Source organism: Streptomyces sp. NPDC047971, assembly GCF_040653355.1.
Lineage (GTDB): Bacteria > Actinomycetota > Actinomycetes > Streptomycetales > Streptomycetaceae > Streptomyces.
In genome coordinates this window covers 17,245-30,148 of the sequence record NZ_JBEZNW010000064.1, presented here as the reverse complement: position 1 = coordinate 30,148, position 12,904 = coordinate 17,245, and the positions used below count along the sequence as shown (strand labels likewise).

Here is a 12,904-nt window from a genome sequence, read left to right as displayed (position 1 = left end):
CATCGTGCTGCGGGCCCCTTCGGCTGCCGGGGGCTAGGCGTCCCGGCGGAGGCGCGGCTTCAGGTCCTTGAAGCGGGCCAGAAGGCCGTTGACGAAGGTCGGCGACTCGTCGGTGGAGAACTCCTTGGCGAGCTGCACCGCCTCGTCGATCGCCACGGCGTCCGGCGTCTCGTCGGCCCAGATCAGCTCGTACGCGCCGAGGCGCACGATGTTCCGGTCGGCGACCGGCATCCGGTCCAGGTCCCAGTCCACCGCGTAGGTGGCGATGAGCTCGTCGATCCGGTTCGCGTGGTCCGCGTACCCCTCGACCAACTGCATCGTGAACTCGTTGACCGGCGGCTGACGGTCGTCGGACCGTGCGTGCCGGACCCAGTCCGCGAGGACCTCCTGCACGGACGCACCGCGCTGGTCGGCCTCGAAAAGGATCTGGAAGGCGCGCTTACGGGCCTTGCTGCGGGCAGCCACGGTTAGCTGTTCACCCGGCCGAGGTAGTCGCTCGTGCGGGTGTCGACCTTGATCTTCTCACCGGTGGTGATGAAGAGCGGGACCTGGATCTCGTGACCGGTCTCCAGCGTGGCCGGCTTGGTGCCACCGGTGGAGCGGTCGCCCTGGACGCCCGGGTCGGTGTGCTGGATGGTCAGCTCGACGGCGGCCGGGAGCTCGACGTAGAGCACCTCGCCCTCGTGCTGGGCGACGGAGGCGGTGAAGCCCTCGATCAGGAAGTTGGCGGCGTCACCGACGGCCTTGCGCTCGACCATCAGCTGGTCGTAGGTCTGCATGTCCATGAAGACGAAGTAGTCGCCGTCCATGTACGAGAACTGCATGTCGCGGCGGTCGATGGTGGCCGTCTCGACCTTCACACCGGCGTTGAAGGTCTTGTCGACGACCTTGCCGGACAGCACGTTCTTGAGCTTGGTGCGCACGAAGGCCGGGCCCTTGCCGGGCTTGACGTGCTGGAACTCGACGACGGACCAGAGCTGGCCGCCTTCGAGCTTGAGCACCATGCCGTTCTTGAGGTCGTTCGTGGAAGCCACGGTTGCGGAATCTCCTGGACTGACGTGGGACCGGGAGGCGTACGCGCCCTACAGCGCGAGCAGCTCCTTGGTCGTGATGGTGAGTAGCTCGGGTCCGCCGTCCGCCTCCTGGCGCACGACGAGCGTGTCATCGATCCGGACCCCGCCCCGGCCCGGGAGGTGGACCCCCGGTTCGACGGTGACCGGCACACAAGCGTCCAGTTTACCCATGGCCGAGGGTGCGATCTGCGGGTCCTCGTCGATTTCCAGGCCGACACCGTGCCCGGTGAAGGGCGGAACGGCCTCTCCGTGGCCGGCCGCGTCCAGGATCTGGCGGGCGGCACGGTCCACGTCCCGGTACTCCGCGCCGGGTGCCAGGGCCTCCCTGCCCGCACGCTGAGCGGCGAAGACGAGGTCGTAGAGCTCGATCTGCCAGTCCGCGGGGGTGGTGCCGATGACGAACGTACGGCCGATCTCGCAGCGGTAGCCACGGTAGTTGGCGCCGAGGCAGACGGAGAGGAAATCTCCCTCCTCGACCCTGCGGTCGGAGGGCCGGTGTGCGCCCCGGCCGGAGTTCGGGCCGGTGGCTACGGAGGTCGGGAACGCGGCCCCGTCCGCGCCGTGGTCGACGAGCCGGCGCTCCAGCTCCAGTGCGAGGTGCCGCTCGGTCCGCCCGACCAGGATGGACTCCAGCAGCTCCCCCAGCGCCTGGTCGGCGATCTCGGCCGCGATCCGCAGACAGGCGATCTCGTCCTCGTCCTTCACGATCCTGAGCTGCTCGACGGCTCCGCCGAGATCGGCGAGGTGGAGCTGCGGCGCCACCGAGCCCATGGCGCGGTGGCGGGCCACCGTCAGATGGTGCTCCTCGACGGCGAGGGCGTCCGCACCCGCCTTGCGGGCGAAGTCGACGGCCGCGACGGCCGGATCCCCGCCCGCCGCGGGCAGCACGGCCTGTCGGAGCAGCTCGTCGAGCCGCCCGTCGGCCGGATCACCGCCCGGGGCGGTCGGGCAGACCAGGACGTCCTCGTCCGGGCCGACCAGCAGCACGGCACCGAGGGGTGAACCGCCCGCGAGATAGCGGACGTTGGCGGGACGGGAGACCAGGGCCGCCGGGGCGCCGGCCGCCGCGCACCGGTCGCGCAGCCGCATCCGGCGGTCCGCATACACCTCTGACATGTTCCGAGCCTACGAGCGGCGGGCCGCCCCGGCCTGCTCAGCGCGGCCGACCGGGCCATCGGCAGCCGCTTCGGCCCGTCACCAGGCGGGTGGGCTCGCTATGGACCGGGCCAGGACCTCGTCGAGCACGCGGGCGGTGGTCTCGACGTCGTACTTGGAGTTGTCGATGATCGGCAGGCCGGAGCCGTACCAGCCGGCCATGCGGCCGTGGATGGACGCGACCTCCTCGTCCGAGAGGCGCCGGTTTCCGCTGCGCTCGGCGTTGCGCTCCAGGACGATCTCCAGGCCCGGCAGGAGCACGACCGGCAGCAGTCCGGGGCCGACGTGCCGCTTCCAGCCACCGAGGCCGACGACGGGGCGGTCGGGGAAGACGGCGTCGTCGAGGATGCACGAGATGCCGTTGGCGAGGAAGTTGCGGGCCGCGAAGCCGCAGGTGCGGCGGGCCAGGCGGTACTGGGCCTCGGAGTGTTCGTTCCAGCCGGACTGGGGGTCGGCGAAGCCGGAGCAGACCCACTCGCGGACGTCGTCGAGGCTGATGTGGGCGGTCGGCACGCGCCGGCGCTGGGCCCAGTGACGGGCGACCGTCGTCTTCCCGGCGCCCGCGGGGCCGATCAGCAGGACGGCCAGGGTCGCCGTGCCGGTGCCGGGCTCGGCGGCGTGCGGCGCGGGTATGGCCACGGGCGGCAGCTGGACGTGCCCGGTGGTGGTGTCGCGCGGAAGGGGGGCCGGCTGTCCCGCGTGCGGCTGCCCGGGGTGCGGCGGCACTCCGCCGGTCGTCCATCCGGGGGCGGGCGGCGCCGCGGGGTGGGGCGTCTGCGGCGGACCGGGAGGAGCGGGCTGGGGCGCCGGTGGCGGACCGGGAGGAACGGGGTGGGGGTGCGGGTGCGGAGCCTGGTGTCCGCCCTGCGCCATCGGCGGTCGCCCGGCGCCCTGCGTCCAGCCGGTGGGTTCGTGCGGTGGCAACGGAGCCCCCACTGCGTGCTGCATCCGGTGCCACTCCGTCTCGTACGGCCGATACTTCCAGGAACGTTACCGCCCCCGGCTCCCGCAGGGGGAACGGCCGGGGGCGGTCCGAAGTGCCCCGGGTGACGAGTTCGCCTCCCGGGGCCCCTCCGGCGTCAGTCGGTCAGTTCCTCCGCGAGCGCCCGCAGGGCGAGCCGGTAGGAGCCGATGCCGAATCCTGCGACGGTCCCGGTCGCGACCGCGGCGACGACCGAGGTGTGCCGGAATTCCTCCCGGGTGTACGGGTTCGAGATGTGCACCTCGATCAGCGGCGCGGTCCGCTGGGCGGCCGCGTCCCGCATCCCGTACGAGTAGTGCGTGAAGGCACCCGGGTTGAGGACGACCGGGATCGAGCCGTCCGCTGCCTCGTGCAGCCAGCGGATCATCTCGCCCTCGTCGTTGGTCTCCCGCACGTCGACGTCGAAACCGAGCTCGGTCCCGAGGGCACGGCACGACTCGACCAGGCCCTTGTACGACGTGGCGCCGTAGATGTCGGGCTCGCGGGAGCCGAGCCGGCCGAGGTTCGGGCCGTTCAGCACGAGGACGGGACGGACGTCGCTCACGCGGACACCTCGCCGTAGGCGGCGATCAGCACGGCCGGGTCCGGGCCTTCGAGCACCGTCGGCTTGCCGAGCCCGTCGAGGACGATGAAGCGCAGCAGGTCGCCGCGGGACTTCTTGTCGACCTTCATGGTCTCCAGGAGCTTGGGCCACTGGTCACCGCGGTAGGTGAGCGGCAGACCGACGGACTCCAGGACGGTGCGGTGACGGTCGGCGGTGGCGTCGTCGAGCCGGCCGGCGAGACGGCCGAGCTCGGCGGCGAACATCATGCCGACGGAGACGGCCGCGCCGTGCCGCCACTTGTACCGCTCGTTCTTCTCGATGGCGTGGGCGAGGGTGTGACCGTAGTTCAGGATCTCCCGCAGGCCGGACTCCTTGAGGTCGCCGGAGACGACCTCCGCCTTGACCTTGATCGAGCGGACGATCAGCTCGGCGGTGTGCGGTCCGTTCGGCGTACGGGCACCCTGCGGGTCCTCCTCCACCAGGTCGAGGATCACCGGGTCGGCGATGAAACCGGCCTTGATGATCTCCGCCATGCCGCTGACGTAGTCGTTGACCGGCAGCGAATCCAGCGCGGCCAGGTCGCACAGGACACCGGCGGGCGGGTGGAAGGCGCCGACGAGGTTCTTGCCCTCGGCGGTGTTGATTCCGGTCTTGCCGCCGACGGCCGCGTCGACCATGCCGAGGACCGTGGTCGGTACGGCGATCCAGCGGACGCCACGCAGCCAGGTGGCGGCCACGAAGCCGGCCAGGTCGGTCGTCGCACCGCCGCCCACGCCGACGATGACGTCGGTGCGGGTGAAGCCGGTCTGGCCGAGCGCCTTCCAGCAGTACGCCGCGACCTCGGCGGTCTTGGCCTCCTCGGCGTTGGGCACCTGGATGGCGACGGCCTCGAAGCCCTGCTCGGCGAGGTCGGCGCGCAGCGCCTCGCCCGTCTCGGCCAGCGCCTCGGGGTGGATCACGGCGACGCGCTTGGCCTTCTGCCCGATCAGGGCGGGCAGCTCGGCGAGCAGCTGCCGCCCGACCAGCACCTCGTACGGATCCGTGCCCGCCGAACCGCCGACCTGGATTCGGGTCACTTCCTGGTCCGTCATACGTCCTTCTTCAGCTCCAGAGCGTCGAGGACCGCGTCCGCGACCTCTTCGGGGGTGCGGTCGTCGGTGGCGACGACGACCCGGGCGACTTCGGTGTAGAGGTGGCGGCGCGCCTCCATCAGCTCGCGCCACTGCCGGCGCGGGTTGACGGCCAGCAGCGGCCGCGCGGTGTTGAGACCGACACGGCGTACGGCCTCCTCGACGTCCATCGAGAGATAGGCGACCGGCAGTCCGGTGAGGAGCTCCCGGGTGCCGGCGTCGAGGATCGCGCCGCCGCCGAGCGCGAGGACGCCCTCGTGCTCGGCGACCGCGGTCCGTACGGCCTCGCGCTCCAGGGCGCGGAAGTGCTCCTCGCCGTCCTCGATGAAGATGTCCGCGATCTCACGGCCCTGGGCGGCGACGATGTCGGCGTCGGTGTCCCGGTAGGGCGCGCCGAGCAGCTCGGCGAGGAGCGCCCCCACCGTGGACTTGCCGGACCCCATCGGCCCGACCAGGACGACCTGCGGTCCGGTCACCGGATCTGCAGGTTGTCGAGGTACGACTGGACGTTGCGGCGGGTCTCCGGGACGCTGTCGCCGCCGAACTTCTCGACGACGGCGTCGGCGAGGACGAGCGCGACCATGGCCTCGGCGACGATGCCGGCGGCGGGGACCGCGCAGACGTCGGAGCGCTGGTGGTGGGCCTGGGCGGCCTCGCCGGTGGCGACGTCGACGGTGGCGAGCGCGCGCGGGACGGTCGCGATCGGCTTCATCGCGGCACGGACGCGGAGCAGCTCGCCGGTGGTCAGGCCGCCCTCGGTGCCGCCGGAACGGCCGGTGGTGCGCTTGATGCCGTCCTCGGTCCGGACGATCTCGTCGTGGGCCTTCGAGCCGGGCACGCGGGCGAGCTCGAAGCCGTCGCCGACCTCGACGCCCTTGATGGCCTGGATGCCCATGAGCGCGGCGGCCAGCCGCGCGTCGAGGCGGCGGTCCCAGTGCACGTGGGACCCGAGGCCGACGGGCACGCCGTACGCGAGCACCTCGACGACGCCACCGAGGGTGTCGCCGTCCTTGTGGGCCTGGTCGATCTCCGCGACCATCGCCTTCGACGCGTCCGCGTCGAGGCAGCGCACCGGGTCCTCGTCGAGCTTCTCAACGTCGGCGGGGGTCGGGTAGACGCCGTACGGGGCCTTGGCGGCCGCGAGCTCGACCACGTGGGAGACGATCTCGATGCCCGCGGCCTCCTTGAGGAAGGACCGGGCGACGGCTCCGAGGGCGACGCGGGCGGCGGTCTCACGGGCGCTGGCGCGCTCCAGGATCGGCCGGGCCTCGTCGAAGCCGTACTTCTGCATGCCGGCGAGGTCGGCGTGGCCGGGCCGGGGGCGGGTCAGGGGCGCGTTGCGGCCCGTCTCCTTGAGCTCCGACGGGTCGACCGGGTCGGCCGCCATGACCTTCTCCCACTTGGGCCACTCGGTGTTGCCGACCATCACGGCGATCGGCGAACCGAGGGAGAGCCCGTGCCGGACACCGCCCAGGAAGGTGATCTCGTCCTGCTCGAACTTCATGCGCGCGCCGCGCCCATAGCCGAGGCGCCGCCGTGCGAGGTGGTCCGCCACGAGTGCGGTGGTGACCGGGACGCCGGCGGGAAGGCCCTCCAGCGTCGCGACCAGCGCGGGTCCGTGCGACTCTCCGGCTGTCAGCCAGCGCAACCTGCTCAACGATGCTCCTCATGCTCGCGCCCAGAACTGCTTGGCGCGACCAGGTGCGCGGCCCTGGCCCGCCGTCATCGATCCTCCCACGTTCGGCGACGTATCCCGGTTCAGGTCCAGTTATCGGACGATGCGCGAGACGAATATGTCAGCTGGCGGGGGACCGACCCGGCGCCGTGCCGGGACTAGGCGCCGGACGCGAGCGCCTCGGTGCCCGCCCGCCGCATCGCCTCCAGCGGCGCCGGGGCGCGACCGGTCATCTGCTCGACCTGGAGGACGGCCTGGTGCACGAGGAGGTCCAGGCCGCCGAGGACCGTGCCTCCCCGTGCGGACCACGCCGCGGCGAGGGGGGTCGGCCAGGGGTGGTAGAGCACGTCGAAGAGGGTGCCGGGGGCGCCGGAGACCGCGGGTGCCAGGGAGTCCGTCGTCCCGGCCGGCGTGGTCGCGATCACGAGCGGGGAGTCGAACGCCTCCGCCGCGCTCCCCCAGTCCGCGGTGCGGACGTCCACGCCGAGCCGCTCGCCCCAGCCGCGCATCTCGTCGGCCCGTGCCCCGCTCCGTACATAGGCGGTGACGGGACCCGAGCAGACGCGCGCCAGCGCGGCGAGCGCCGAGGAGGCGGTGGCCCCGGCGCCGAGCACGGCGGCGGACTCCACCTTCTCCACGCCCCGCTCACGCAGGGCGGCGACCAGACCGGGGATGTCGGTGTTGTCGCCGACACGGCGGCCGTCCTCGGTGAGGACGACCGTGTTCACGGCCTCCACCGAGGCGGCCGTGTCGCTGATCTCGTCGAGCAGCGGGATGATCGCGCGCTTCAGCGGCATGGTCAGTGACAGGCCGGCCCAGGAGCCGTCCAGCCCCGCGACGAACTCGGGCAGCCCGGCCTCGTCGATCTCGAACCGGTCGTACGACCAGCCGTCGAGGCCGAGCGCGGCGTATGCCGCCCGGTGCAGGACCGGGGAGAGCGAGTGGGCGATGGGCGAGCCGAGGACGGCGGCGCGACGCGTCGACGGCATCAGTTCTTCCTCGACTTGTTGAACTCGTTGACGAGCTTCTGGTGTTCGGCGTTGGTCTTGGTGAACTTGGACGTCTTGCCGTCGAGCGAGATGAAGTAGTACCAGCCGTCGCTCGTCGGGTCGACCACGCCCTTCAGCGCCTCGTTGCCCGGGTTTCCGATCGGACCCGGCGGCAGACCCTTGTAGAAGTACGTGTTGTACAGATTGTCGTACTTGCGCAGTTCCTCAAGGGTGAGGTCGATCTTGCTCTGGTTCTTGATGTAGTTGTACGTCGAGTCGAACTCGAGCTTGCCGTAGGTCTGCGGGTTGCTCGGCTTGAGCCGGTTGTAGACGACCTCGGCCATCTTGCGGAAGTCGTCGTGGGACGTGCCCTCGGCCTGGACGAGGCTCGCGATGGTGATGAGCTCCCACGGGTTCTCCACCCCGAGCTCCTTCGCCTTGGCCTCCAGGTCGTACTTCGTGTACTCCGCGTTGGCGCGGGCGACCATCTTGCGCAGCACGTCCTCGGGCTTGTTGTTCTTGGCCACGGGGTACTTCGCCGGGAAGAGGAAGCCCTCCAGCGGGTCCTTCACGTCCTTGTGGTTCTTCGCCCAGTCCGGCAGCCCCAGGTCGCCGGCCTTCTCCTTGGCGGCCTTCTGCGTCGAGCCCTTCGGGAGTTCGAGCTCCTTGTCGATCTGCTCGTAGACCGCGACGTTCCGCATGCCTTCCGGAATGATGAGGCCGGCCTGGCTCGCCGGGTCGAGCATCATCGCGACGGCGCTCTCCGCCGACATCTCCTTGCGCAGCGTGTAGACGCCCGCCTGGATCAGGGTGCCCTTCGGGTTCTTGCCCTGCGCCGCGACGAAGGCGTCGACGCTCTTGACGACACCGTCCCTCTTGAGGATGTTGCCGATCTCGTAGCCGCCGGCTCCCTTGGGGATCTCGATCTGGATCTCGCCGCTGCCGTCACCCGCGAAGTCGGGCGCCGAGCCGAACTGGCCCTGCCAGAACTGGTAGCCGAAGTAGCCGATGCCGCCGACGCCACCGGCGAGGACGAGGGCGACGACCAGGCATGCGACGCCGTTCTTGCCCTTCCTGCCCTTCTGGCCCTTGCCGCCCCGGCGGTCACGGCCGCCCCGCGACGAACCGTCGTCGGACGGCTCGTCGTCGTAACCGTCGTCATCGGCGCCGTTCTCGCCGGTGAAGAAGGGGTGCCGCTCCTCCTCCTCGGGCTCCGCCTCCCAGTCGACCACCGGCTCCGGCGGACCCTGCCGCCGGCCGGGGGGCTTCGGCGGGGGGTACGCCTCGGGGGTGCCGTAGAGGTCGGGGTTCTGGCCGCCGTACGGATCGGCGGGAGCCGTGCCGTACGGCATCGCCGCCTGACCCGTCTCCCACCCCGTGTCGTACTGCTGTGCGGGATATCCGGGCGTGTCGTAGCCCTGCCCGGAGTACCCCTGTTGGCCGCCGTACGTCTGATGACCGTACTGCTGATCGCCGTACTGCTGCGGCTGCTGTTGCTGGCCCTGATGCGTCTGCTGAGGCTGGTACCGCTGCTGGTCGTACCCCTGCTGCCCGCCCTGACCGTACTGGTCCTGGGCGTAGGAACCCTGGGCGTACTGCCCCTGGGCGTACTGGTCCTGACCGAGCTGCCCCTGGGCGTACTGGTCCTGGCCGTACTGCGCCTGCTGCGGGTACGGCTGCTGGCCTCCCCATCCCTGGTCCCCGTACAACGGGTCCTCGGGATGCCACGGTTCGGAGCCAGGGCCCCGGCCATACTCAGTCATCGATCCCCAAACAGCCGCGAGGCTTCCGGACGATCCGCCTCTACGTTGTGCGGTAGCTGTTCGAACACCACCGCATCGCGCGGAACGTTACCGTATCGCGATCAGATGACCACTTCGACGCCCTCTCCGGGCGGATTACCTGATACCCGTTCGGACTCAAGAGCGTTTTGAAGGATGATCACGGCGGCCGCCTGATCGATGACGGACCGGCCCTTCTTCGCCTTCACGCCCGAGGCCCGCAGGCCCTGGGTGGCCGTCACCGTGGTCATCCGCTCGTCTACCAGCCGGACCGGGACCGGCGCGATGCCCTTCGCCATCTCCCGCGCGAAGGCACGGACCTTGGTGGCCGCCGGGCCCTCCCGCCCGCTGAGCGAGCGGGGCAGGCCCACGACGACCTCGATCGGTTCGTACTCCTCGACGATCTGCCTCAGCCGCCGGTGGGCGGCCGGGACGTCACGTCCCGGCACGGTCTCCACCGGGGTGGCGAGGACCCCGTCGGGGTCGCACGAGGCGACCCCGATCCGGGCGTCCCCGACGTCGATCGCGAGTCGACGGCCGCGACGCATCGTCACGCCGTCTCCACCACGAGACGCTCGACGGCCGAGATGGCCTCGCCGATCGCCTCGGGGTTCTGCCCGCCGCCCTGGGCGACGTCCGGCTTGCCTCCGCCACCGCCGCCGAGGGTCTTGGCGGCCGTCCGGACCAGCTCGCCGGCCTTGAGACCGCGCTCACGGGCGGCCTCGTTGGTGGCGATGACCGTGAGCGGCTTGCCGTTGGCCGTGGTGAACAGGGCGACGACGGCCGGACGGTCGGACGGGAAGCGGCCACGGATGTCGAGGACCAGCTTGCGCAGGTCGTCGGCGCCGGTGCCGTCCTGGACCTGGCCGGTGACGAGGGCGAGGCCGCGGATGTCCTGGGCGGAGTCGACGAGACCGGCGGCGGCCTGGAGGACCTTCTCCGCGCGGAACTTCTCGATCTCCTTCTCGGCGTCCTTCAGCTTGCCGAGCATGGCCGAGATCTTCTCGGGGAGCTCCTCCGGACGGCCCTTGACCAGCTCCTGGAGCTGGGCGACGACCGTGTGCTCGCGAGCGAGGAAGTTGTACGCGTCGACACCCACGAGGGCCTCGATACGGCGCACGCCGGAGCCGATGGAGGACTCGCCGAGCAGCTTCACCAGGCCCAGCTGGGCGGTGTTGCCGACGTGCGTACCGCCGCACAGCTCCTTGGAGAAGTCGCCGATGGTGACGACGCGGACCTGCTCGCCGTACTTCTCGCCGAACTCGGCGATGGCGCCCTGGCGCTTGGCCTCGTTGATCGGCATGACCTCGGCGTGGACGTCGAGCTCGCGCGAGAGGACCTCGTTGATCTTCTGCTCGACGTCGGTGAGGACCGCGCCGGGGACGGCGTTCGGCGAGCCGAAGTCGAAACGGAAGCGGCCGGGCTGGTTCTCGGAACCGGCCTGGGCGGCCGTCGGGCCCAGGGCGTCGCGCAGCGCCTGGTGGGTCAGGTGGGTGGCCGAGTGGGCGCGGGCGATGGCCCGGCGGCGGCGCACGTCGATGGAGGCATAGGCGGTGGCGCCCACGGTCACCTCGCCGACCTGCACGGAACCCTTGTGCACGGAGACACCGGGAACGGGCTGCTGGACGTCACGGACCTCGATGACCGCGCCGCTGTGCAGCTTGATCCGGCCCTGGTCGGCGATCTGACCGCCGCCCTCGGCGTAGAAGGGGGTGCGGTCGAGGACGACCTCGACCTCGTCGCCCTCGGAGGCGGCCGGCGAGGAGACGCCGTTGACGAGGAGACCGACGACGGTGCTCTCGCCCTCGGTGTTGGTGTAGCCGGTGAACTCGGTGGCGCCGTTGCCGTCGGCGATCTCCCGGTACGACGTCATGTCGGCGTGGCCGGTCTTCTTGGCCTTGGCGTCCGCCTTGGCGCGGTCCCGCTGCTCCTTCATCAGGCGGCGGAAGCCGTCCTCGTCCACGGAGAGGCCCTGCTCGGAGGCCATCTCCAGGGTGAGGTCGATCGGGAAGCCCCAGGTGTCGTGGAGCAGGAAGGCCTTGTCGCCGGAGAGGACCGTTCCGCCGGCGGCCTTGGTCTCGGTGACGGCGGTGTCGAGGATGTTGGTGCCGCCCTTGAGGGCCTTGAGGAAGGCGGTCTCCTCGGCGAGGGCGACGGTCTCGATCCGCTTGCGGTCGGTGACCAGCTCGGGGTACTGCTCGCCCATCGTGTTGATCACGGTGTCCACGAGCTCGCCGACGACGGGTCCGGTGGCGCCGAGCAGGCGCATGTTCCGGACGGCGCGGCGCATGATGCGGCGCAGCACGTATCCGCGGCCCTCGTTGCCCGGGGTGACACCGTCACCGATGAGCATCACGGAGGTCCGCATGTGGTCGGCCACGACGCGCAGCGAGACGTCGCTCTCGTTGGCCTTGCCGTAGGCGACACCGGTGAGCGCGGTGGCCTTGTCGATGACGACCTGCAGGGTGTCGGTCTCGTACATGTTCTGCACGCCCTGGAGGATCATCGCCAGGCGCTCGAGACCGAGACCGGTGTCGATGTTCTTGGACGGCAGCTCGCCGAGGATCGGGAAGTCCTCCTTGCCGGAGCCCTCGCCGCGCTCGTACTGCATGAAGACCAGGTTCCAGATCTCCACGTACCGCTCGTCGTTGACGGCCGGGCCGCCCTCGACGCCGAACTCGGGGCCGCGGTCGTAGTTGATCTCGGAGCAGGGTCCGCAGGGGCCGGGGACTCCCATCGACCAGTAGTTGTCCTTCTTGCCGAGGCGCTGGATGCGCTCGGCCGGGACGCCGACGACGTCGCGCCAGATCTGCTCGGCCTCGTCGTCCTCCTGGTAGACCGTGATCCAGAGCTTCTCCGGCTCGAGCCCGTAGCCGCCGTGCTCCACCGAGGTGGTCAGCAGCTCCCAGGCGAGCTTGATGGCGCCTTCCTTGAAGTAGTCGCCGAAGGAGAAGTTGCCGCACATCTGGAAGAACGTGCCGTGGCGGGTGGTCTTGCCGACCTCTTCGATGTCGGGCGTACGCACGCACTTCTGCACGCTGGAGGCGCGCGAGAACGGCGGCTTCACCTCGCCGAGGAAGTACGGCTTGAAGGGCACCATGCCCGCGGGGACCAGAAGCAGAGTCGGGTCGTCCGCGATGAGCGACGCCGAAGGCACGACGGTGTGCCCGCGCTCCTCGAAGAAGCTCAGCCAGCGGCGGCGGATTTCAGCCGACTCCATCAGTGGTCCTCATTCCGGTTGTACGAAATCGTTCGGTACGAATACGTGGTGGTGGTGTTCGGGGCGGCGTCGAGCGCGGCGCCGCGGCGCGGCCCGGGGAGCTCGCGCTCGGCCGGGGCGTCCGCGGACGCCTCCAGGCCGAGGGCCTCGCCCAGTTCGGCCTCGCGCTGGACCATGCCCGCCCTGACGTCGAGAGCGAAGTCCTTGAGGCGGTGGCCGGTCTCGATCGCCTTGTTCGCCGCCTGGGCGGCGAGGCTCTCCGGGGTCAGCTGCTTGAGCTTCCGGTTGACCTTGGTGGTGGCCCAGACGCCGGCGGCCGCGCCCGCGGTGAACCAGAACGTACGGCGGAACATCG

The 12,904-nt window shown here is 70.9% G+C and carries 13 protein-coding genes; all 13 read right to left on the bottom strand.

Translation table 11 applies throughout. From position 1 onward, the window contains the following. Positions 1 to 33: 33 nt before the first annotated feature. The 13 genes from nusB to AB0D99_RS33990 all read right to left on the bottom strand — a co-directional run bounded on the left by nusB (position 34) and on the right by AB0D99_RS33990 (position 12,902). Positions 34 to 465, bottom strand: coding sequence for a transcription antitermination factor NusB (gene nusB, locus AB0D99_RS34050; protein ID WP_362371485.1), 432 nt, complete (start codon positions 463 to 465; stop codon positions 34 to 36). Positions 466 to 467: 2 nt separating this feature from the next. Next, positions 468 to 1,034 carry an elongation factor P gene (gene efp, locus AB0D99_RS34045; protein ID WP_362371482.1) on the bottom strand — a complete coding sequence of 189 codons (567 nt, stop codon included), beginning with the start codon at positions 1,032 to 1,034 and terminating at the stop codon, positions 468 to 470. Positions 1,035 to 1,082: 48 nt separating this feature from the next. Next, positions 1,083 to 2,189 (bottom strand): aminopeptidase P family protein, encoded by a 1,107-nt coding sequence (locus AB0D99_RS34040; protein WP_362371479.1) that lies wholly within the window; start codon positions 2,187 to 2,189, stop codon positions 1,083 to 1,085. A gap of 78 nt (positions 2,190 to 2,267) precedes the next feature. Beyond that, positions 2,268 to 3,176, bottom strand: coding sequence for an AAA family ATPase (locus AB0D99_RS34035; protein ID WP_362371476.1), 909 nt, complete (start codon positions 3,174 to 3,176; stop codon positions 2,268 to 2,270). 131 nt (positions 3,177 to 3,307) lie between these two features. Beyond that, complete coding sequence (locus AB0D99_RS34030; protein WP_362371473.1) at positions 3,308 to 3,754, bottom strand: type II 3-dehydroquinate dehydratase; 447 nt, start codon at positions 3,752 to 3,754, stop codon at positions 3,308 to 3,310. Then, entirely contained in the window at positions 3,751 to 4,845 is a 1,095-nt protein-coding gene (aroB, locus tag AB0D99_RS34025; protein ID WP_362371470.1) for a 3-dehydroquinate synthase, read from the bottom strand. The genes AB0D99_RS34030 and aroB overlap by 4 nt, the downstream gene beginning before the upstream one ends. Further along, the gene (locus AB0D99_RS34020; RefSeq protein ID WP_362371467.1) at positions 4,842 to 5,360 is read right to left on the bottom strand and encodes a shikimate kinase; all 519 of its coding nucleotides are present in this window, start codon (positions 5,358 to 5,360) and stop codon (positions 4,842 to 4,844) included. Before AB0D99_RS34020 ends, aroB begins: the two co-directional genes overlap by 4 nt. After that, entirely contained in the window at positions 5,357 to 6,541 is a 1,185-nt protein-coding gene (gene aroC, locus AB0D99_RS34015; protein WP_362371464.1) for a chorismate synthase, read from the bottom strand. The genes AB0D99_RS34020 and aroC overlap by 4 nt, the downstream gene beginning before the upstream one ends. Positions 6,542 to 6,717: 176 nt before the next feature. Further along, positions 6,718 to 7,548, bottom strand: a complete 831-nt coding sequence (locus AB0D99_RS34010) for a shikimate dehydrogenase (RefSeq protein ID WP_362371461.1) — start codon at positions 7,546 to 7,548, stop codon at positions 6,718 to 6,720. Then, positions 7,548 to 9,311, bottom strand: coding sequence for an endolytic transglycosylase MltG (gene mltG, locus AB0D99_RS34005; protein WP_362371458.1), 1,764 nt, complete (start codon positions 9,309 to 9,311; stop codon positions 7,548 to 7,550). The genes AB0D99_RS34010 and mltG overlap by 1 nt, the downstream gene beginning before the upstream one ends. A 101-nt stretch (positions 9,312 to 9,412) precedes the next feature. Then, complete coding sequence (ruvX, locus tag AB0D99_RS34000) at positions 9,413 to 9,877, bottom strand: Holliday junction resolvase RuvX (protein WP_362371488.1); 465 nt, start codon at positions 9,875 to 9,877, stop codon at positions 9,413 to 9,415. A gap of 2 nt (positions 9,878 to 9,879) precedes the next feature. Next, complete coding sequence (gene alaS / locus AB0D99_RS33995) at positions 9,880 to 12,549, bottom strand: alanine--tRNA ligase (protein ID WP_362371455.1); 2,670 nt, start codon at positions 12,547 to 12,549, stop codon at positions 9,880 to 9,882. Continuing rightward, positions 12,549 to 12,902: a DUF6167 family protein gene (locus AB0D99_RS33990; protein ID WP_362371452.1), complete on the bottom strand. Its 354-nt coding sequence runs from the start codon at positions 12,900 to 12,902 to the stop codon at positions 12,549 to 12,551. Before AB0D99_RS33990 ends, alaS begins: the two co-directional genes overlap by 1 nt. Between the last annotated feature and the right edge of the window lie 2 nt (positions 12,903 to 12,904).